The following is a 20456-nucleotide window of genomic DNA, read 5'->3' as shown; positions in this document are numbered from 1 at the left end:
TCAGCCGCGGTACCGGAGCCAGATCGTCGACAGCGCCGGCAGGGTGATCTTCGTCTTCGGCGTGCCATGTTCGCCCTCGACGTGGGCCGCTACCCGTCCGTAGTTCCCGATTCCGGAGCCGCCGAACTCCAACGCATCCGTGTTGAGGATCTCATCCCATACGCCCTCCACCGGCAGATCCAGGGGGAGTGCGGCGCGTTCCACGCCGGCGAAATTACTGATCACGATGACGCGACCGCCGTGATTGTCTCGGCGTTCGAAGGCGATCACGTTCGGATCCCATGACGGCGCGCCAAGGCGGCGGAAACGGCTACTGTCACCATCTCTTTCCCAGAGCGGCGCGCTCGCGCGATACGCACCGTTCATCTCGCCGACGAAGTGCTGCAGCTGTGCGTGCGACGGCTGATCGAGCAGCCACCAGTCCAGCGCTCTTGATTCGGACCACTCGGCCAGCTGGCCGAACTCCTGACCCATGAACAGCAGGTTCTTTCCGGGGTGCCCCCACATGTACGCGAGGTAGGCCCGCACGTTCGCGAGCTTGTGAGCGTGATCGCCCGGCATCTTCGACAGCAAGCTGCCCTTGCCGTGCACGACCTCGTCGTGGCTGATGGGCAGCAGGTAGTTCTCGCCGAAGGCGTAGACGAACGAGAACGTCATCTCGCCCTCGTGGTGAGCGCGGTACATCGGGTCGCGCGAGATGTACTGCAGCGAATCGTTCATCCAGCCCATGTTCCACTTGAAACCGAAGCCGAGCCCGGCGTGGTCGGTGGGTCCGGTGACGCCCGGGAAGCTCGTGGACTCCTCTGCGATCATCACGATTCCGGGATGAGACCGATAGGCGGTCGCGTTGACTTCCTGCAGGAACCGGATCGCCTCGAGGTTCTCTCGCCCGCCATGGACGTTCGGCTCCCACTCGCCGTCTCCGCGCGAGTAGTCGAGATACAGCATCGAGGCGACTGCATCGACGCGGAGGCCGTCGATGTGGAACTGGTCGAACCAGTAGAGGGCGTTCGCGACGAGGAAGCCGCGCACTTCCGGGCGGCCGTAGTCGAAGATCAGTGTGCCCCAGTCCTGATGCTCTCCACGTCGGGGATCGGGATGCTCGTACAGCGGCAGTCCGTCGAATCGGGCCAGTGCGAAATCGTCCTTCGGGAAGTGACCGGGTACCCAATCGAGGATGACGCCGATACCTGCCTGGTGCAGCCGGTCGATGAGGAAGCGCAGATCGTCCGGTGTTCCGTACCGTGCGGTCGGCGCGTAGTACCCGCTGACCTGGTAGCCCCAGGAACCGCCGAAAGGATGCTCGGCGAGCGGCATGAACTCCACGTGCGTGAAGCCGGTGTCGAGGATGTGCGAGATGAGCGGCTCGGCGATTTCGCGATATCCCAGTCCGTCGCGCCATGAGCCGAGATGCACTTCGTAGATCGACATCGGCTGCGCTACAGCGTGTGTTGCCGCTCGCCTCGTCATCCATGCGCCGTCGCTCCACGAATACGCCGAGAACGGGACGGCCGATGCGGTCTCCGGCGGGCGCTGTGTGCGCTGCGCCATCGGATCGGCCTTGAGGATCCAGCGGCCGTCGCGCGTGAGGATCTGGTACTTGTACAGCGACCCGGGGGTGAGGTCGGGGATGAACAGCTCCCAGATCCCGCTCACACCCATCGAGCGCATACTGTGGGCCTCGCCGCTCCAGTCGTTGTGCTCGCCCACGACGCGCACGGCCTGGGCATTCGGCGCCCACACTGCGAACGACACACCGATCTCGCCATCGAAGAGGTGGACGTTCGCGCCCAGCACTTCCCACAGCCGCTCATGGCGTCCTTCTGCGATCAGATGGAGATCGAGGTCGCCGATGCTCGGAAGATGGCGGTACGGGTCACCGGCGAGCTGCTCTTCTCCATCGGCGTACACCGAGGCGACGCGGTACGCCACCGGCGAGCCATCGTGCTGACCCTCCCAAATGCCGTGTGCCGCATGTATCAGCGGGAGTCGGGTCCCGTCCGAGAAAACCGCCGACACGCGGTCCGCCAACGGTCGTCGCACGCGAATCGTGGTGTGTGTGCGCCCGGCGGCATCCGTCGTCGGATGAGCGCCGAGCACATCGTGCGGGGCGTGGTAGGCCCCGGCTGCGACGGTTTCCCAGTCGGGGGATGTGATGACATCCTCGATCTCGTTCATGATCGTCCCTTCACCTTGAGAATGTGCACCGGTTCGGCGAACGCGTCGAGCCGGACGAAGTTGTGATCGGACCACGTCCACACGGCGCCCGTGACCAGATCCTCGACTTCGTACGGGTCACCCGGCTCCACGCCCCACACGCGGGTATCGAGGTGCACGGTGCTCTCGCGCACGGAATGCGGATCGACGTTGATGACGACGATGACGGTGTCTGAAGCGCCGTCGACGGTGAAGGCGCCGTCAACGTGCTTCGAATAGACGAGGATGCTGTCGTCGTCGCTCCAATGCACGGCGATGTTGCGCAGTTGCCGCAGGGCAGGATGTGCCGCACGGATCTCGTTCAGTCGCCGGAGATACGGCGCGAGAGAGTCTCCGTTCTCTTCGGCAGCCGCGAAATCACGCAGCTTGTACTCGTACTTCTCGTTGTCGATGTTCTCTTCGGAACCGGGGCGCGCCACGTTCTCGTACAACTCGTAACCGGTGTAGACGCCATAGGTCGGCGCCGCTGTGGCCGCGATCGACGCACGGATCCGGTACGCCGCGCGGCCGCCGAACTGCAGGTACTCGGTGAGGATGTCCGGGGTGTTGACGAACAGATTCGGTCGCAGGAAGTCAGCGGTCTCGTTCGCAAGAGAGACGAGGAACTCCTCGAGCTCGCGCTTGGTGTTGCGCCACGTGAAGTATGTGTAACTCTGCTGGAATCCGACCGCGGCGAGACCCCGCAGCGGAGCCGGGCGGGTGAATGCCTCGGCGAGGAACACGACATCGGGGTGCGCGGCGGTCACGCGGGCGATCAGCCATTCCCAGAACCAGAGCGGCTTGGTGTGCGGATTGTCCACGCGGAAGATCAGCACGCCTTGCGACACCCAGTGCTCGACCACACGCAGGATTTCAGCCGAGAGACCGTCAGGATCGCCGTCGAAGTTCAGGGGATAGATGTCCTGGTACTTCTTCGGGGGATTCTCCGCGTATGCGATCGTGCCGTCGGGGAGCGTCGTGAACCACTCCGGGTGGGAGGTGACCCAGGGATGGTCAGGTGACGCCTGCAGAGCGAGATCGAGCGCGACCTCGACGCCCAGCTTGCGGGCCTCGCGGACGAAGTAGCGGAAGTCGGCCATCGTACCGAGATCGGGGTGCACTGCGTCGTGGCCGCCTTCTGCAGCGCCGATCGCCCAGGGGGAGCCCGGATCGCTCGGCGCGGCATCCAGCGTGTTGTTCGGACCCTTGCGGTGCGTTCTGCCGATCGGATGGATGGGGGGCAGATAGAGCACGTCGAAGCCCATCGCGGCGACGGCGGGGAGACGCTTGACCGCAGTGCGGAAGGTGCCGCTCTTGACCGTGCCGTCCGCATTGCGCTTGGCACCCTCCGATCGGGGGAAGAACTCGTACCATGCGCCGACACCCGCAACCGTCCGCTCGACGACGAGGGTCTGCTCGGGCGTGGCTGACATGAACGATGTGAGCGGTCTGGCCTCGAACAGTGCTGCGAGGACGGGATCTGTGGCGATCGACAGGACGGCGGCGTCATCCGATCCGCTGAGCGTCGCGGCGGCCGCCTTGAGCCGCGTGCGTTCGCCCGCCGACCGGAACTTCTCCGCTGCCGCACGGGTGAACACCTGCCGGCCGAGAGCAGCCATCACTTCGACGTCGACGCCCGCTGAGATCTTGACCGCGGCGGCATGGGCCCAGGTGGCGTAGTCATCCGCGAACGCCTCGAAGCGGTACTGCCAGGTGCCTTGCGCGTCGAGAGCGATGTCGGCCTGCCACGAGTCAGAGCCATCCTGGACAGCTGCCAGCCGGTGAAGGCTCTCCTCACCGTTCGGTGCGGTGAGGCGCACATGGACTCCGATGCGATCGTGTCCCTCTCGGAACGCGACGACACGGAATGGCACGATCTCGCCGACGAATGCCTTCGCAGGGAATCCGCCGGGTGCGGTGGGTGCCGGGGCGGTGAGCGGGATGCGTCCCGTCCTGGTCTGCGTGCGACCGGTCGCAGAGGCGTTCATCCCGGCGCGTGCCGACTCCGCTCCTTCATCGGCGGCGCACGGCCGCAGGGGTATCTGTGCGGGGCTTCGAAGCTCCGCGGGACGATTGCCAGAACGTGCAGCCACACCCTGAATGTACCGCGCTCCGCCGGGACTGAACACCCGTCTCCGCGCCGTGTTGGTCCTGCGTCACTCGACGCGGAAGAGCCGCATGGATGTGCCGGGCGTCGCCACGACGTCGCCGGGCGAGAACGACTCGGACTTGACGTCCGGATGCTCGTCGGCGCTTGACCAGAGCGACACGAATCGGGTCGCGTCTTCGATCGTGGGCAGGGTGATGTCGGTGGGCGTCTCCGTGCCATGCACCACCAGCAGGATCCGGTTCGCCTGCTCTTCGACCGGCGTGGATGCCGCGGCGTACTGCAGGGTGCGATTGCCGGGATCCGTCCACTGCGGCTGTTCCATCGTCTCGCCGTCCTGGTTGTACCAGTCCATGACCGAGGCGTTGGGGGTGTGCTCACCGAGACGCGCATAACGGCTCGGCCGGAGCGCGGGGTTCTCGCGGCGGAGCCTGGTCAGCGCGGCGACGTGCGCGCGCAGGTCGTTCTGCCAATCCTCGTGCTCCCAGCTGAGCCAGGTGAGGTCGGAATCGTGCGCATAGGCGTTGTTGTTCCCGCGCTGCGTGCGGCCGGTCTCGTCGCCTGCGGTGAGCATGGGGATGCCCGCCGACAGAAGCAATGTGCCGAGCAGGTTTCGCATGGCCTTGCGCCGTGCGGCCTTGATCACGGGATCGGAGGTCGGACCCTCGACGCCATGATTGAACGCGCGGTTCATGTCTGCGCCGTCTCGGTTGTCCTCGCCGTTGGCCTCGTTGTGCTTGACGTCATACGAGACGAGATCGCGCAGGGTGAAGCCGTCGTGGGCCGTGATGAAGTTCACGCTGGCGAGGGGACCCCGATCTTCGCTGAAGGTGTTCGAGGAGCCGGCGAGGCGAGTCGCGAAGCCGCCGATGCCGACGGGGGCGGAGGCGCGGCGCGCATAGTCGATGTCGCTGAGCCAGAAGTTCCGCACGCGGTCGCGGTAGCGATCGTTCCATTCGTGCCAGCCATCCGGGAAGTTCCCGGTCTGCCAGCCGCCGAGCCCGACGTCCCACGGCTCCGCGATGAGCTTGACGCCGTCGAGAGCCGGGTCATCGCGAATGGCCATGAGCAGCGGATGCTCGCGCGAGTACTCGTGTGCGGAATCCCTTCCCAGAGCCGCAGCGAGGTCGAACCGGAAGCCATCGATCTGCATCTCCTCGGCCCAGTACCGGAGTGAGTCCAGGACGAGCCGTGCCCCGGCATCCGTCGCCGTGTTCAGCGTGTTGCCCACCCCTGTGGTGTCGATGTAAGCACCGTCCGGATGCTGGCGGTAGTAGTTCGCGTTGTCGATCCCGCGCAGGCTGGACCTCGGTCCGCCGATGCCCTCTTCCGAAGTGTGGTTGTAGACGACATCGAGGATGACCTCGAGGCCCGCCTCGTGCAGCAGCTTCACCATCCCCTTGAACTCGGCGAGCACAGCTTCCGGTCCCTGCTTGCGGGCCTCTTCCGTGGCGTAGGCATTGTGCGGGGTGAAGAAGTTGAGCGTGTTGTAGCCCCAGTAGTTGGTGAGTCCCCGCTCGAGCAGCCGCGGCTCCGGGACGAACGCGTGCACGGGGAGGAGTTCGATGGCGGTCACGCCGAGCGAGTGGAAGTACGCGATCATCGCCGGATGTGCGAGACCCGCGTAAGTGCCGTGCAGTGCCGGAGGCACGTCGGGCTGCCGTTTGGTCATGCCCTTGAGATGCGCCTCGTAGATCACTGTGCGGTCGAGGGGGATACGGGGTTTTCTCGAATCGGCCCAGTCGAAGCCGTCGACGATGACGACGGAGCGCCATTCCTCATAGCCGTCGCCTTGGGCCAGACCCTTGGCGTACGGATCGAGCAGCAGGGTCTCAGGGTTGAACGTGTTCCCCGGCCCGTGCGGCCCGCCGACACGGATGGCGTAGCGCGTTCCGGGCAGCAGCAGATCGGTGGTGACTTCCCAGACGTCAGCCGGGCCGCGCACCAGGTCCATCTCATCGGTGACCCAGTCGAGGTCGGTCTCGTCGAATGTGACGAGTTCGATCGAGGTGGCGTTCTGAGACCAGACACGCAGCGTCGCGACGCCGTCGTGCAGACGCACGCCGAGATTGTCGAGCGCGGCGCCGCCGGGCGCAGTGAAGTCTTGGGACTCGGGCATGAGTACACATTAGGCGGGATGTGTTGCAGTCTCATGACAGCGCGTACTCGGTTTCACCTGCCGTGTCCGGAGAGATGGGAGAATCGAGGGATGCGTTTTTATCTCGACCACGCGGCGACCACGCCACTGCGCCCTGAGGCGCGGGACGCGTGGCTGGCGGCGACCGAAGTCATCGGCAACGCGTCGTCGACGCACGGCGCGGGCCAGGATGCTCGTCGGCTGCTCGAGGAATCACGCGAGCGGATCGCCGCGGTTCTCGGGTGCGATCCGATCGAGGTGGTGCTGACATCCGGCGGCACCGAGTCGATAAATACGGCGTTGCGTGGTCTCTGGGCCGCTCGCATCACGGATGTTGACGCCATCGTGCTGCCGGACGGCGAACACCACGCGAGCATGGACACTGTCACCGCTCTTGCAGCTGAAGGCGCAGTGGTGCGACGGGTGGCGCTGTCCGAGACCGGTCGTATCGAGGTCGAGGCGTTCGCTGACGCGCTGAGCGGGGCGGCGCTGGCGACAGCGCTCGTCGCGAACAACGAGGTGGGCACGATCAACGATGCCGCTGCTCTCGCCGATGCTGCGGCGGCGGCCCGGATTCCGCTGCACCTGGACGCGGTGAGCGCTCTCGGACATGTTCCGCTGTCGTTCCGCGGTCTGCGAGCGGATGCCGCGCCAGGAGTGGGCCTCGTCGCGATGAGCGTCGCCGGGCACAAGGTCGGTGCCCCGGTGGGAGTGGGTGCTCTCATCGTCGCGCGCACCGCCAGACTCACAGGGCTGCTGCACGGTGGCGCGCAGCAGCGCGGCCTTCGTGCGGGAACACAGGATGTGGCTGGTGCGGCCGCATTCGCCGTCGCACTGGAGCTCGCTGAGGCGGAACGCGCGACAGAGGTCGAGCGGCTCTCTGCGCTGCGAGATCGTCTGATCTCCGGCATCCGCTCCGCCGTCCCATCGTCCACGCTGCTGGGTGACCCGTACGACCGGCTCCCGAACAACGTTCACGTGCTGTTCCCCGGCGCAGTGGGGGAGAGCCTGCTGTTCCTGCTCGATGTCGCTGGAGTCGCGGCGTCCACCGGCTCCGCCTGCCAGGCCGGCGTCGCCGAACCGTCGCACGTCGTCATGGCCATGGGACGCAGCGAGCAGGATGCCCGCAGCGTATTGCGATTCACTCTCGGCCGCACATCAGACGACGCCGATGTCGACGCAGTGCTCGCGACGATCTCTGATGCGTATGACAGGGCATCCGGGTCCGCATCAGGTTCACGCTCGTAGACTGGACCAATGCGAATTCTTGCGGCGATGAGCGGCGGCGTGGACTCGGCCGTAGCGGCCGCACGTGCCGTGGAGGCAGGCCACGACGTCACCGGGGTGCATCTCGCCCTCTCCAGAGCAGGTGGCACGTTGCGCACCGGCAGCCGCGGCTGCTGCACGATCGAAGATGCGATGGACGCGCGTCGGGCCTCCGACAAGCTCGGAATCCCTTTCTACGTCTGGGACTTCTCCGAACGCTTCCGCGACGACGTGATCGATGACTTCATCTCGGAGTACCAGGCAGGCCGCACGCCGAACCCGTGCATGCGCTGCAACGAGAAGATCAAGTTCGCGGCGCTGCTGGAGCGCGCGATCGAACTGGGCTTCGATGCCGTGTGCACTGGACATTACGCGACGCTCGTCGATGGCGAGGGCGGTCTCGAGCTGCACCGCGCCTCCGACAATGCGAAGGATCAGTCGTACGTGCTCGGCGTGCTCACTGCTGAGCAGCTCGCGCACACCTATTTCCCCCTCGGGCTGACGCCGTCGAAGGCGCTCGTACGCGCTGAGGCCGCCGAGCGCGGGCTCAGCGTCGCACAGAAGCCGGACAGCCATGACATCTGCTTCATCCCCGATGGCGACACGCGTGGCTGGCTGGCGGAGAAGGTCGGTGCGGAGCAGGGCGAGATCCTCGACCGCGATGGTACCGTCATCGGTTCGCACGAGGGAGCGCACGCCTTCACCGTCGGACAGCGCAAGGGATTGAAGCTCGGAATCCCCGCGGCCGACGGCAAACCGCGGTTCGTGCTCGAGGTGCGCCCGGTCTCGAACACGGTCGTGGTCGGCCCGAAGGAGGCTCTGGCGATCGGCGAGATCTCGGGGGAGCGCTACTCCTGGGCGGGTGCCGCACCGACGTCGTCGGAGTTCGACTGCCATGTGCAGATCCGCGCACACTCCGAGCCCGTGCCCGCACGGGCTACGGTGTCCGCCGTCGGCGTGGATGTCGTGCCCGAGGTGCCTCTCGACGGTGTCGCTCCGGGGCAGACCGCAGTGCTGTACATCGGCACACGGGTGCTGGGGCAGTTCACGATCGATAAGACGGTCTCGGCGGTTCCGGTCGAGGCGTGAGGCTGGCCCCTCTGATGTCGGTCCTCGCTCATAGAATGAGTGAGTGCCGGAGAACATCTCGCTGGAAGACGCCCGCGTCGAAGCCGAAGAGCTGACCACTCGCATCCTCGAGGCGAAGGACGCGTACTACGGGCGCGATACCTCCGTCGTCGATGACGCGACCTACGACGGCTGGATGCACCGGCTCGAAGAACTCGAGCGTCTGCATCCCGAGCTGCAGGGGCAGGATTCTCCGACGCAGATGGTCGGTGCGGCCGAGGCCACGGGACTGGCCACGATCGAGCATGCCGAACGCATGCTGAGTCTCGACAACGTCTTCTCGATCGATGAACTGCGAGAGTGGGCGGCGAAGACGCAGGCGTCCGCCGGGCGTGAGGTCGCCTGGCTCACCGAACTGAAGATCGACGGGCTCGCGATCAACCTGCGCTACGAGAACGGCCTCCTGACCTCGGCCGCGACGCGCGGCGACGGGCGCGTGGGAGAGATCGTCACCGAGAACGCCCTGCGCCTGGCGGACATCCCAGAGCGACTGAGCGGAGAAGGCCACCCGCCGATCGTCGAGGTGCGGGGTGAGGTCTTCATCCCGGTCGCAGCCTTCGAACGGCTCAACGCCGCACAGGCCTCGTTCCGCGATCGCGCGTACGCCGACACGCTCGCACGTTGGGAGGCCCGAGGCGGTACGAAGAAGCCCTTCGAAGAGGACAAGGCGCGCGCGGCTGCCGCCAGGCGCTTCCCCTCGTTCGCGAATCCGCGCAATGCCGCGAGCGGTGGGCTGCGACAGCAGATCGACAAGAAGGACGGACTCGAGCTCGAAGCAGGTCTCCTGCGGGTGAACTCGCTATCCCTGTATGTGCACGGCATCGGCGCGTGGCCGAGTCCGCCAGTCGCGGCGCAGAGTGAGATCTACGATCTGCTCGCCTCGTGGGGGCTGCCGATGAGCCCGCATTCCAAGGTGTGCACCGGCATCGACGAGGTCGTCGCCTTCGTGGAGCACTTCGGTGAGCACCGGCACGACATCGAGCACGAGCTAGACGGCATCGTCGTCAAGGTCGACGAGCTGGCGCTGCACGATGAATTGGGCATGACCAGCCGCGCACCGCGCTGGGCCATCGCCTACAAGTACCCGCCGGAGGAGGTGCAGACGAAGCTTCTCGACATCGTGGTGTCGGTCGGTCGCACCGGGCGGGCGACGCCATTCGCTGTGATGGCACCAGCGCATGTTGCAGGGTCTGTCGTTCGACAGGCGACGCTGCACAACAAGGACGTCGTGAAGGCCAAGGGCGTGCTCATCGGTGACACCGTGGTGCTGCGCAAGGCCGGCGATGTCATCCCCGAGGTGCTGGGCCCCGTGGTCGAGAAGCGCGACGGCACCGAGCGCGAGTTCGTGATGCCGGCAGCATGCCCCGAGTGCGGGACAGCGCTGCGCCCGATGAAGGAAGGCGACATCGACCTACGATGCCCGAACGCGCGTTCCTGCCCCGCGCAGGTTCGCGGACGCGTCGAGCACATCGGGTCGAGGGGTGCGCTCGACATCGAGGCACTGGGAGAGGTGACGGCCGCGGCGCTGACGCAGGCGGAGGCACCGGCTGCCGCACCGCTGGACACCGAGGCCGGGCTGTTCTCTCTCGTGCTGGAGGATCTGGTGCCGATCTCGGTCGTGGTCCGGGATGCCGAGACCGGATTGCCGAAGGAAGACGAAGACGGACTCGTCAAGACACGATCGCCGTTCCGCCGTAACCCGACGGCGGCCGAGAAGAAGTCCGGCGTCGAAGGGCCGCAGCCATCGTCGCAGGCGAAGACACTGCTGGCCGAACTCGAGAAGGCGAAGTCCAAAGAGCTCTGGCGACTGCTGGTGTCGCTGAACATCCGGCACGTCGGGCCTGTCGCTGCTCGCGCGCTCGCGCAGTGGTTCGGTTCTCTCGACGCGATCCGCTCTGCCACACGTGAAGAGCTGGCCGCAGTCGAAGGAGTCGGAGGGATCATCGCCGATTCGCTGCTCGACTGGTTCGAGGTCGACTGGCATGTCGACATCGTCGAGCAGTGGCGAGCCTCCGGCGTGCGGTGGGCGACGCCTGGCCACCCCGGTCCCGGTGCAGCGGTGGTCGAAGACGGTGTTCTCGACGGACTCACCATCGTCGCAACAGGTTCGCTCGATGGATACACGCGTGACGGTGCACAGGAGGCGATCATCCAGGCCGGCGGCAAGGCGGCGTCCAGCGTGTCCAAGAAGACCGACTTCGTGGCCGCAGGCCCCGGTGCGGGGTCCAAGCTTGGCAAGGCTGAGGAACTCGGCATCCGCATTCTGGATGCTGCGCAGTTCCACATTCTCGTCACCGAGGGCCCTGACGCGCTTTCATGAAGCGCTACGGACCGCTGCTTGCAGTGCCGGATTCTCTCGCGATCGGCGATCCGGGTCGGCATCATCTACGGCTGACACCGGATGCGGTGATCATCCGTGAGGGTGTCGAGAACCGCGGCATCCTCTCGTGGGAGAGTCTGGAACGCATCACACTGGATGTGCCGACGACCCGATTCCGGTTGCCCGGACTGTTGGGAACGATCGTGCTCGGAGCCTTGTCCGCCGCCCTGATGTCAGATCTGGGCATCGATCCGGAAGACGGCACGATGGAGATCAGGGCCGGAGGCGAACCCATCCGCTCGCCGCTGAGTCGGCATCATGTCGGCGGCTACTGGGCACCCACCGTTCTGGGTGCTCACCGATTGCTGCATTACCTCATTGCTAGCCCCGAGCATCGGACACTTCTCGCGCACCCCGAATCGCTGATCGACGTCGCGGCGAAGCTGGCGCGCGAAGCGAACTGAAGAACAGGTCCTGCCGCACAAGAGGCACTGCACGACTCGATAGGTCGCACCCGTTTCAGGCAGTGGCGCGGATCTCGAATCCGGGCGACGCGGATGCGGGCACGTCAGTGACCCTGACGTCATCTATCCGCGCGCCGGATGGTCCCTGCGCCATCGAATCGAGGACGGCTTGGACGTCGGCACCTGCGCCGTGCAACTCGGCCTCCACGGTCCCATCCCGGCGGTTGCGCACCCAGCCATCGACACCGCGTGCCGACGCTTCCTCGCGCACGAACCACCGGTACCCGACGCCTTGTACGCGCCCGCTAGTGATCACCCGCACCGACCTCATGCCTCAAGGATGCCAGCGTGAAACAGGACCTGCTGCACGAACAGGCCTTGGCACGGCCCGTTTCGTGCAGCAGGTCCTGTTTCGACGCGCTCAGTCCTTGTGACGGGGCTTGCGGTACGGCTTGTCGTCGCGTGCAGGACGGTCGCCGTAGGAAGGACGCTCGCGACGCTCGTAGCCGCCACGCGCTCCGCCGTCGCTGCCGCCGCCGCGACGCCCGGGGGCTCCACGGTCGGCCTTGATCTCGATCAGGCGTCCGGAGATGCGGGTGTCCTTGAGCTTGTCGAGCACCGACGGGCTCAGGTTCGCGGGCAGCTCCACGATCGAGAAGTCCGGGTTGATCTTGATCCCGCCGAAGTCATCGCGCCCGAGGCCGCCCTCGTTGGCCAGCGCGCCGACGATCTGACGCGGTTCGACGCGGTGGCGGCGGCCGACCTCGATGCGGTACGGCGCGTAGTCGCTGCGACTGCGACGCTCAGTGCGGGGGCCCGTTCCGCGCTCCGGACGATCCCCGGAGTCACGACGCGGACGATTGTCGGCCTCGACCGACCTGGCCAGCGGATCATTCGCGGGGTCGAGCAGCAGGGGAGTCTTGCCCTGTGCGACGACCGCGAGCGCCGCCGCGACGTCGCCCTCGGGCACATCGTGATTGCGCACGTAGTGGGCGACGATGTCGCGGAACGCTTCGATGCGGCTGGTCTCTGCGAGCGCGGCGGTGATGCCGTCGTCGAAGCGTGCCAGACGAGTCGTGTTGACGTCATCTGTGCTCGGCAGCGTCATCTGAGTCGGAGCCTGACGGGTTGCCTTCTCGATGCTCTTGAGCAGGTACCGCTCGCGCGGAGTGATGAAGCTGATCGCGTCTCCGGTGCGCCCGGCACGGCCGGTGCGGCCGATGCGGTGCGTGTACGACTCGGTGTCGGTCGGGATGTCGTAGTTGATGACGTGGCTGATGCGTTCCACGTCCAGACCACGGGCGGCGACATCGGTGGCGACGAGGATGTCGAGCTTGCCGTCCTTGAGCTGGTTCACGCTGCGTTCGCGTTGAACCTGTGCGACGTCGCCGTTGATGGCGGCGGCGGAGTAGCCGCGTGCACGCAGCTTCTCAGCCAGCGTCTCGGTCTCGTTCTTCGTGCGGACGAAGACGATCATGCCGTCGAAGTTCTCGACCTCGAGGATTCGGGTGAGGGCGTCGACCTTCTGCTGATACGAGACGACGAGGTAGCGCTGCGTGATGTTCGTGCTCGACGCGGTCTTCGACTTGACCGTGATCTCTTCGGCGTCATGCAGGTACTTCTGCGCGAGGCGTCGGATCTGCGGCGGCATCGTCGCGGAGAACAGGGCGACCTGCTTCTCGGCCGGAGTCTGCGCCAGGATCTGCTCGACGTCCTCGGCGAAGCCCATCTTCAGCATCTCGTCTGCCTCGTCGAGTACGAGGTACTTCAATGCGGAGAGGTCGAGGGTGCCCTTGGCGAGGTGGTCCATGATGCGACCAGGAGTGCCGACGATGACATGAACGCCGCGGCGCAATGCAGAAAGCTGCACGCCGTATCCCTGTCCGCCGTAGACGGGCAGGACGTGCACGCCCTTCATCTTCGCGGCGTACGATTCGAACGCCTCGCAGACCTGGAGCGCGAGCTCACGGGTCGGCGCCAGCACGAGGGCCTGCGGTGTCTTCTGGGAGACGTCGAGTCGCTCGAGCACCGGCAGTGCGAACGCGGCGGTCTTGCCGGTTCCGGTCTGGGCCATGCCCACGACGTCGCGGCCGCCGAGCAGCGTCGGGATCGTCGCCGCCTGGATGGGCGATGGGGTCTCGTAGCCGAGGCCGCGGATCGCCGCGAGGACTGGTCCGGTGATGCCGAGTTCCTCGAATCCGGGGGTCGCGGGGGATTCGTCGGTGGGCTCGTTCAAATCTGCATCTTCAGGGGTCACTACCTAAAGGTAGCGCGTCGAGCCGCTTCTCACCTGTGAAGACGCGGCGTCAGCCGCCGCTCGTCAACGACTCGAGCTTCTCCTTCACCTGACGACGCAGCACCTTGCCGATCAAGGACTTCGGCAATTCGTCCACGACGAAGATCCTGCGCGGCACTTTGTACGGAGTGAGGATGCTGCGGGCGAACTGCCTGATGGCCTCCTCGTCGAGCTCGGCGCCGGCATCCAGGATGATAGCGGCGACGACCTCTTCGCCGGAGTGGTCGCTGTGCAGCCCGACCACTGCGGCATCCGCCACGGACGGATACTGACGCAGCGCGTTCTCGACCTCGGTCGGTGCGACATTGAAGCCGCCAGTGACGATGAGCTCCTTGATGCGATCGACGATCCGCACGAATCCGAACTCATCGATCGTCACGATGTCGCCGGTGCGGTACCAGCCGTCGACGAACGACTCCTCAGTGGCCTCCGGCTTGCCGTAATACCCGGCGAACACCTGCGGGCCGCGGACCACGAGCTCGCCGGGCGTACCGGGCTCGACGTCCTGCGTCGGATTCTCGGGATCGACGACGCGGCATTCGGTACCGGGCAGCGGCAGACCGACGGTGCCGGGCACGCGGTTCTGCGCCACAGGGTTCGCCATCAGCACGGGGGAGCACTCGCTGAGTCCGTAGCCCTCGACGAGGTATCCTCCTGTGGCCGCCTCGAACGGCACGACCAGTTCATGCGGCAGCGCCATGGCACCCGAGATCGCGACCTCTGTACCGGCGAGTGAGGTGCCTCTGGCTTCGGCTGCCTTCAGCAGGCGCTCGGCGATCGGAGGCACCAGGGGCAGGAAGGTCGCCGGGTGCTTCTTCACGACATCGAGCACCAGATCGGGATCGAACTTCGGGAAGAGCACGAGACGGGCGCCCATCGACATCGCGAACGTCAGGCAGAGCGTGAGCCCGTAGGCGTGGAACATCGGCAGCACGGCGTAGACGACGCAACCCTGTCCGCGCTGGATCGACGGCACCCATGCCTTCGACTGTGCGGCGTTCGAGAGCAGGTTGCGGTGCGTCAGTGCTGCGCCCTTGGGGGTTCCTGTCGTGCCGGATGTGTACTGGATGATTGCGAGATCGTCGGTCACAGGTCGAGGATGCGACGCCGGCAGCGGCGTCGTGCCGACGATCTGCTTCCACGAGATCGCACCGCGCACCTTCTCGGTGAGGGCCGCGCGCGACTCGCGCGCCTTTGCGATCGGCAGCGTCAGCGCGATCCGGGTCAGGAACGGCATCGCCGTGGTGACGTCGACCGAGATCAGTGACGTCACGGCGAGGTCTGCGGGGAACTCCTGCACTGTTTTCACGACCTTGCTCCACACGATCGCGTGCTTCGCTCCGTGATCTTCGAACTGCTTGCGCAGTTCGCGTGGTGTGTACAGCGGGTTGTGCTCCACGACAACTGCGCCGAGGCGCAGAACGGCATAAAAGGCGATGATGTGCTGCGGACAGTTCGGCAGCACGATCGCGACAGGATCACCGGCTCGGACACCCAGATCGCGCAGTCCGGCGGCCGCGCGGTCGATGGCGCGCTGCATCTCGGCGTAAGTGGTCTCCTGACCGAAGAACTGCAGGGCGACAGCATCCGGATAATCCCGCGCGGATGCCGCGACGATGTCGATCAGCGAGCCGTCGACAGGGGCGAGATCTTCCGGAACACCCTCGGCGTAGCTGGCGACCCAGGGGCGAGGGGGATCGAACGTCGTCATGGCGACAGCCTATTGCGACATCCGACCGGCTGGCGCGCGGGGGCGTCGATGGCGCGAACTAGACTGGGGCGGTGTCTGAAATCACCCCTGAACTCGTGCGCCATCTCGGCGTGCTCGCACGCATCCAGCTGAATGACGACGAGGTGACGCGGCTCACGGGCCAGCTCGACGCCATCGTCGACAACATCGCGAAGGTGTCGGAGGTCGCGACGCCGGATGTGGCGGCCACCAGCCACCCCATCCCGCTCGCGAATGTGTTCCGGCCCGACGTGGTCGGAGAGACGCTCACGCACGAGCAGGTGCTGCAGAACGCACCGGATGCTGCGGACGGCCGTTTCCGCGTGACCGCGATCCTGGGAGAAGAGCAGTGAGCGACATCATCCGCTGGACCGCCGCGGAGCTCGCGGACAAGCTCGCCGCGGGTGAGGTCTCCAGCCGCGAAGCCACCCAGGCCCACCTCGACAGGATCGCCGCTGTCGACGGTGATGTGCATGCGTTCCTGCATGTGAACGACGGCGCTCTCGCCGCGGCCGACGCGGTCGACGCCCAGCGCGCCGCGGGGGAGAAGCTCGGACCGCTCGCCGGCGTTCCGCTCGCGATCAAGGACGTCCTCGTCACGACCGACCAGCCGACCACGAGTGGATCGAAGATCCTCGAGGGCTACATGTCGCCGTACGACGCGACGGTCGTCGCACGGGCGCGCGCAGCCGGCCTCGTGCCGCTCGGCAAGACCAACATGGACGAGTTCGCGATGGGGTCTTCCACCGAGCACTCCGCGTACGGCCCCACCCGGAACCCGTGGGATCTCGACCGGATCCCCGGCGGTTCCGGCGGTGGTTCGGCCGCTGCCGTCGCGGCCTTCGAAGCGCCGCTCGCCCTCGGCTCGGATACCGGCGGATCGATCCGTCAGCCGGCGCACGTCACCGGCACCGTCGGCATCAAGCCGACCTACGGCGGAGTCAGCCGTTACGGCGCCATCGCCCTGGCCTCGAGTCTCGACCAGGTCGGCCCTGTGACCCGCACGGTCCTCGACTCCGGTCTGCTGCACGACATCATCGGTGGCCACGACCCGAAGGACTCCACCTCGCTCACCGACGCGTGGCCGTCGTTCGCGGATGCCGCTCGTGAGGGCGCACGCGGAGACGTGCTCAAGGGCCTGAAGGTCGGCGTCATCAAGGAGCTCCCCGATTCCGGCTTCCAGCCCGGGGTCGCGGCATCCTTCCGCGCATCGCTCGACCTGCTCGAAGCGAACGGTGCAGAGATCGTCGAGATCTCCACCCCGCACTTCGAGTACGGCGTCGCCGCGTACTACCTGATCCTGCCCGCCGAGGCATCCAGCAACCTGGCGAAGTTCGACTCGGTGCGCTTCGGCCTTCGGGTAACCCCTGATGGCAACCCGACCGTGGAGGACGTCATGTCCGCCACACGCGAGGCGGGCTTCGGCGACGAGGTCAAGCGCCGCATCATCCTGGGCACGTACGCGCTGTCCGCCGGATATTACGACGCCTACTACGGCAGTGCCCAGAAGGTGCGCACGCTGATCCAGCGCGATTTCGACAACGCATTCGCAGAAGTCGACGTCATCGCAACGCCGTCTGCACCCACCACGGCGTTCAAGATCGGCGAGAAGATCGACGACCCGTTGCAGATGTATCTGAACGATGTCACGACGATCCCGGCGAACCTCGCCGGCGTACCAGGCATCTCGATCCCGTCCGGTCTCGCCGAGGAGGACGGCATGCCCGTCGGCATCCAGTTCCTCGCGCCTGCGCATGAGGACGCCCGGCTGTATCGCGTCGGTGCCGCTCTGGAGACCGCGCTCGTCGACTCGTGGGGTGCTCCGTTGCTCACCCGCGCACCCCAGCTCGCAGGAGGGACCCGCTGATGGCTGCCGCAGCAAAGCTGATGGACTTCGACAAGGCCCTCGAACTGTTCGAGCCGGTGCTCGGATTCGAGGTGCATGTCGAGCTCAACACCAACACGAAGATGTTCTCGGACGCACCGAACCCGGCGAACGAGAAGTATCACGCCGCTGAGCCGAACACGCTCATCGCCCCGGTCGACATGGGGCTTCCCGGAGCCATGCCGGTCGTGAACGAGACGGCGATCCGCTCGTCGATCAGCCTCGGTCTGGCGTTGGGCTGCTCCATCGCGGAATCCAGCCGTTTCGCCCGGAAGAACTACTTCTACCCGGATCTCGGCAAGAACTACCAGATCTCGCAGTACGACGAGCCGATCGCGTACCGGGGATCCGTTGTCGTGGAGCTCGATGACGGCACACTCGTCACAGTGCCGATCGAGCGCGCGCACATGGAGGAGGACGCCGGAAAGCTCACCCACATGGGCGGGGCGACCGGCCGCATCCAGGGTGCGGAGTACTCGCTGGTCGATTACAACCGCGCCGGTGTTCCGCTGGTGGAGATCGTCACCGACATCATCTACGGCACTGAGCACCGCGCTCCGGAGGTCGCGAAGGCTTATGTCTCCACGATCCGCGACATCGTGCGCAGTCTCGGCATCTCGGAAGCGCGGCTGGAGCGCGGCAACCTGCGCTGCGACGCGAACGTCTCACTGCGTCGCCGGGTCGCCGAGGGCGAGGAGCCGGCACCGCTAGGCACGCGTACCGAGACGAAGAACGTCAACTCGATGCGCTCCGTCGAGCGCGCTGTGCGCCACGAGATCCAGCGTCAGGCGCAGATCCTCGCCGACGGCGGAACGATCATCCAGGAGACCCGCCACTGGCATGAGGACACCGGCACGACGTCACCGGGCCGGCCGAAGTCGGACGCCGACGACTACCGGTACTTCCCAGAGCCCGATCTGCTTCCTGTGCAGCCGACCGCAGAGCTGATCGAGGAACTGCGCGCCGAACTGCCGGAGCAGCCTGTCGCGCGCCGCCGCCGACTGAAGGCGGAGTGGAGCTTCACCGACCTGGAGTTCCAGGACGTGCGCAACGGCAACCTGATCGACGAGGTCGAGGCGACCATCGCCGCAGGTGCCACCCCCGCCGCCGCGCGCAAGTGGTGGACCGGTGAGATTTCCCGTCTCGCGAACTCCCAGGACAAGGATGCCTCCGGCCTCATCTCGCCGGAGAACGTCGCCGCCCTGCAGAAGCTCATCGACGAGGGGACTCTCACCGACAAGCTCGCTCGCCAGGTGCTCGAAGGAGTCATCGCGGGCGAGGGCACTCCGCAGGAGGTCGTCGACGGCCGCGGCCTGGCTGTCGTGTCGGATGACGGGGCACTCATCGCCGCGATCGATGATGCTCTCGCAGCTCAGCCCGATGTCATGGCGAAGATCAAGGACGGCAAGGTGCAGGCGGCCGGTGCGGTCATCGGCGCCGTCATGAAGGCGATGAAGGGCCAGGCGGACGCCGCCCGTGTGCGCGAGCTGATCCTGGAGCGCGCAGCGCAGTAGTACCTCATCGAGCCTCGGCCCCCGCCGACACTTCGGGGGCCGAGAACACGAATGTCGGACCGATCAGTGCGATCGGTCCGACATCTGTGTTTCGGGCCCCCAGACTGTCGGGCCAATGTCGGATGCTTGCGCGAGAATGGGACCATGGGGCGCGGTGACGGACGAGGCAGGACCGTCTCTCCCGACGGCGCAGACGACGCCGGCACTCGCATCCTGCATGTCGATATGGACGCGTTCTACGCGGCCGTCGAGGTGATGGACGACCCCTCACTGCGCGGCCTGCCGCTGATCATCGGCGCCCCGGACGGGCGCTCGGTGGTTTCCAGTGCCTCGTACGAGGCGCGCAGGTACGGTGTACGCGCAGCCATGCCGGTCGGTCAGGCCATGCGGCTGTGTCCGAGCGCGAAGATCGTGATGCCGCATTTCGATCGTTATCAGGCGGTGTCTCGCCAGGTGATGACCGTTTTCGAATCGATCACCCCGCTCGTTGAGCCGCTGTCCGTCGATGAAGCTTTTCTCGATGTGCAGGGGGTCCGGCGACTGTGGGGGAGCCCTGGGCAGATCGCGCGGCTGGTGCGGGAGCGGGTGCAGGCGGAAGTCGGCATCTCATGCAGCGTCGGGGTCGCCGCGACCAAGCACGTCGCGAAGATGGCGTCAACCATCTCGAAACCGGACGGGATGCTGATCGTCGCGGCCGCAGACACGCTCGATTTCCTGGCGCCACGATCCGTGCGCGCGATGTGGGGCGTGGGACCGAAGGCGTCTGACGCGCTGGAAGCGCGTGGCATCCGCACCATCGGTGATATCCGTGATTCGCCGCAGGACATGCTCGATCGCGCTGTCGGGCCGGCATTGGGGGCGCGCATCGCCCAACTCGCGCGCGGTGAAGACGCGAGGGCCGTGGAGACGGAGCGCGTCGAGAAGAGCGTGGGGCACGAGGAGACGTTCGACGTCGACGTCACTGACCGGGAGTTCCTCCGTGCGGAACTGCTGCGACTAGCCGACCGCGTCGCCGTGCGGCTGAGGAAGGCGGCGTGGGAGTGCGCGACCGTCGCGATCAAGATCCGCTTCGATGACTTCACCACGCTGAGCCGTTCTCAGACGCTCGCCGAGCCGACGTCGGTCGGTCAGAGGATCGGCGAGGCGGCGCAGACGCTGTACGAGTCGATCGACCGCCGCGATCCGGTGCGGCTGGTGGGTGTGCGTGCCGAGAAGCTGCGACCGGCGGGCGGGGCGGCTTTCGCCCTCTGGGACGACGACGAGCACTGGCGCAAGGTCGAGGGTGCTCTCGACGATGCCCGTGCGAGATTCGGCAGTGCCACGATCACCCGTGCCCGCCATGTGGGTCGCGGCGACGGGCGCGGGGCCGTCAGGCATCCGAAGGACCACGGCCTCGATTGATCTCCCGAGCACG

General features: G+C 66.4%; 14 protein-coding genes. 8 read left to right on the top strand and 6 right to left on the bottom strand.

Annotated features, from left to right (window positions below):
* From glgB to glgX, 3 genes are all read right to left on the bottom strand, one after another.
* Entirely contained in the window at window positions 1–2178 is a 2178-nt protein-coding gene (gene glgB / locus QFZ46_RS19425; protein WP_307364211.1) for a 1,4-alpha-glucan branching protein GlgB, read from the bottom strand.
* Complete coding sequence (locus QFZ46_RS19420; protein WP_373457685.1) at window positions 2175–4184, bottom strand: alpha-1,4-glucan--maltose-1-phosphate maltosyltransferase; 2010 nt, start codon at window positions 4182–4184, stop codon at window positions 2175–2177. The genes glgB and QFZ46_RS19420 overlap by 4 nt, the downstream gene beginning before the upstream one ends.
* Before the next feature lie 168 nt (window positions 4185–4352).
* Window positions 4353–6422 carry a glycogen debranching protein GlgX gene (gene glgX, locus QFZ46_RS19415; RefSeq protein ID WP_307364207.1) on the bottom strand — a complete coding sequence of 690 codons (2070 nt, stop codon included), beginning with the start codon at window positions 6420–6422 and terminating at the stop codon, window positions 4353–4355.
* 90 nt (window positions 6423–6512) lie between these two features.
* Between glgX and QFZ46_RS19410 the strand changes: the two genes are divergently transcribed.
* Genes QFZ46_RS19410 through QFZ46_RS19395 form a run of 4 tightly spaced genes read left to right on the top strand, consistent with a single transcriptional unit; the run spans window position 6513 to window position 11618 of the window.
* Window positions 6513–7688: a cysteine desulfurase family protein gene (locus tag QFZ46_RS19410; protein ID WP_307364205.1), complete on the top strand. Its 1176-nt coding sequence runs from the start codon at window positions 6513–6515 to the stop codon at window positions 7686–7688.
* Between the two features lie 9 nt (window positions 7689–7697).
* On the top strand, window positions 7698–8795 hold the full coding sequence (gene mnmA, locus QFZ46_RS19405) for a tRNA 2-thiouridine(34) synthase MnmA (protein WP_307364203.1): 1098 nt from the start codon (window positions 7698–7700) through the stop codon (window positions 8793–8795).
* A gap of 43 nt (window positions 8796–8838) precedes the next feature.
* A complete protein-coding gene (ligA, locus tag QFZ46_RS19400; protein ID WP_307364201.1) occupies window positions 8839–11154 on the top strand; it encodes an NAD-dependent DNA ligase LigA in 2316 nt (771 codons plus the stop codon).
* Window positions 11151–11618: a hypothetical protein gene (locus tag QFZ46_RS19395; RefSeq protein ID WP_307364199.1), complete on the top strand. Its 468-nt coding sequence runs from the start codon at window positions 11151–11153 to the stop codon at window positions 11616–11618. Before ligA ends, QFZ46_RS19395 begins: the two co-directional genes overlap by 4 nt.
* Window positions 11619–11673: 55 nt before the next feature.
* On the opposite strand, the gene QFZ46_RS19390 is transcribed toward QFZ46_RS19395, so the two are convergent.
* The 3 genes from QFZ46_RS19390 to QFZ46_RS19380 form a co-directional block, all read right to left on the bottom strand.
* Window positions 11674–11949 (bottom strand): acylphosphatase, encoded by a 276-nt coding sequence (locus QFZ46_RS19390; protein ID WP_307364197.1) that lies wholly within the window; start codon window positions 11947–11949, stop codon window positions 11674–11676.
* A 90-nt stretch (window positions 11950–12039) separates the two neighbouring features.
* Entirely contained in the window at window positions 12040–13854 is a 1815-nt protein-coding gene (locus QFZ46_RS19385) for a DEAD/DEAH box helicase (RefSeq protein ID WP_307364196.1), read from the bottom strand.
* Between the two features lie 70 nt (window positions 13855–13924).
* Entirely contained in the window at window positions 13925–15625 is a 1701-nt protein-coding gene (locus tag QFZ46_RS19380) for a long-chain-fatty-acid--CoA ligase (RefSeq protein ID WP_307364194.1), read from the bottom strand.
* Window positions 15626–15696: 71 nt separating this feature from the next.
* Here QFZ46_RS19380 and gatC point away from each other — a divergent pair, with 71 nt between their 5' ends.
* The 4 genes from gatC (at window position 15697) to dinB (ending at window position 20443) form a co-directional block, all read left to right on the top strand.
* Window positions 15697–15996, top strand: a complete 300-nt coding sequence (gene gatC, locus QFZ46_RS19375) for an Asp-tRNA(Asn)/Glu-tRNA(Gln) amidotransferase subunit GatC (RefSeq protein ID WP_307364192.1) — start codon at window positions 15697–15699, stop codon at window positions 15994–15996.
* Window positions 15993–17510 (top strand): Asp-tRNA(Asn)/Glu-tRNA(Gln) amidotransferase subunit GatA, encoded by a 1518-nt coding sequence (gene gatA, locus QFZ46_RS19370; RefSeq protein ID WP_307364190.1) that lies wholly within the window; start codon window positions 15993–15995, stop codon window positions 17508–17510. Before gatC ends, gatA begins: the two co-directional genes overlap by 4 nt.
* Window positions 17510–19042, top strand: coding sequence for an Asp-tRNA(Asn)/Glu-tRNA(Gln) amidotransferase subunit GatB (gatB, locus tag QFZ46_RS19365; protein WP_307364187.1), 1533 nt, complete (start codon window positions 17510–17512; stop codon window positions 19040–19042). The genes gatA and gatB overlap by 1 nt, the downstream gene beginning before the upstream one ends.
* 144 nt (window positions 19043–19186) lie before the next feature.
* Complete coding sequence (gene dinB / locus QFZ46_RS19360; RefSeq protein ID WP_307364185.1) at window positions 19187–20443, top strand: DNA polymerase IV; 1257 nt, start codon at window positions 19187–19189, stop codon at window positions 20441–20443.
* Window positions 20444–20456: the final 13 nt, after the last annotated feature.

The organism is Microbacterium murale (assembly GCF_030815955.1).
GTDB classification, from domain to species: Bacteria; Actinomycetota; Actinomycetes; order Actinomycetales; family Microbacteriaceae; genus Microbacterium; species Microbacterium murale_A.
This window is presented reverse-complemented; position numbering and strand designations above follow the sequence as displayed.

What these genes read in the sequence shown, in the direction of transcription:
- QFZ46_RS19410 (WP_307364205.1), top strand. Translation starts at nt 6,513, where the DNA reads ATGCGTTTTTATCTCGACCACGCGGCGACCACGCCACTGCGCCCTGAG.
- glgB (WP_307364211.1), bottom strand. Translation starts at nt 2,178, where the DNA reads ATGAACGAGATCGAGGATGTCATCACATCCCCCGACTGGGAAACCGTC.
- QFZ46_RS19395 (WP_307364199.1), top strand. Translation starts at nt 11,151, where the DNA reads ATGAAGCGCTACGGACCGCTGCTTGCAGTGCCGGATTCTCTCGCGATC.
- glgX (WP_307364207.1), bottom strand. Translation starts at nt 6,422, where the DNA reads ATGCCCGAGTCCCAAGACTTCACTGCGCCCGGCGGCGCCGCGCTCGAC.
- mnmA (WP_307364203.1), top strand. Translation starts at nt 7,698, where the DNA reads ATGCGAATTCTTGCGGCGATGAGCGGCGGCGTGGACTCGGCCGTAGCG.
- gatB (WP_307364187.1), top strand. Translation starts at nt 17,510, where the DNA reads ATGGCTGCCGCAGCAAAGCTGATGGACTTCGACAAGGCCCTCGAACTG.
- QFZ46_RS19380 (WP_307364194.1), bottom strand. Translation starts at nt 15,625, where the DNA reads ATGACGACGTTCGATCCCCCTCGCCCCTGGGTCGCCAGCTACGCCGAG.
- QFZ46_RS19420 (WP_373457685.1), bottom strand. Translation starts at nt 4,184, where the DNA reads ATGAACGCCTCTGCGACCGGTCGCACGCAGACCAGGACGGGACGCATC.
- QFZ46_RS19390 (WP_307364197.1), bottom strand. Translation starts at nt 11,949, where the DNA reads ATGAGGTCGGTGCGGGTGATCACTAGCGGGCGCGTACAAGGCGTCGGG.
- dinB (WP_307364185.1), top strand. Translation starts at nt 19,187, where the DNA reads ATGGGGCGCGGTGACGGACGAGGCAGGACCGTCTCTCCCGACGGCGCA.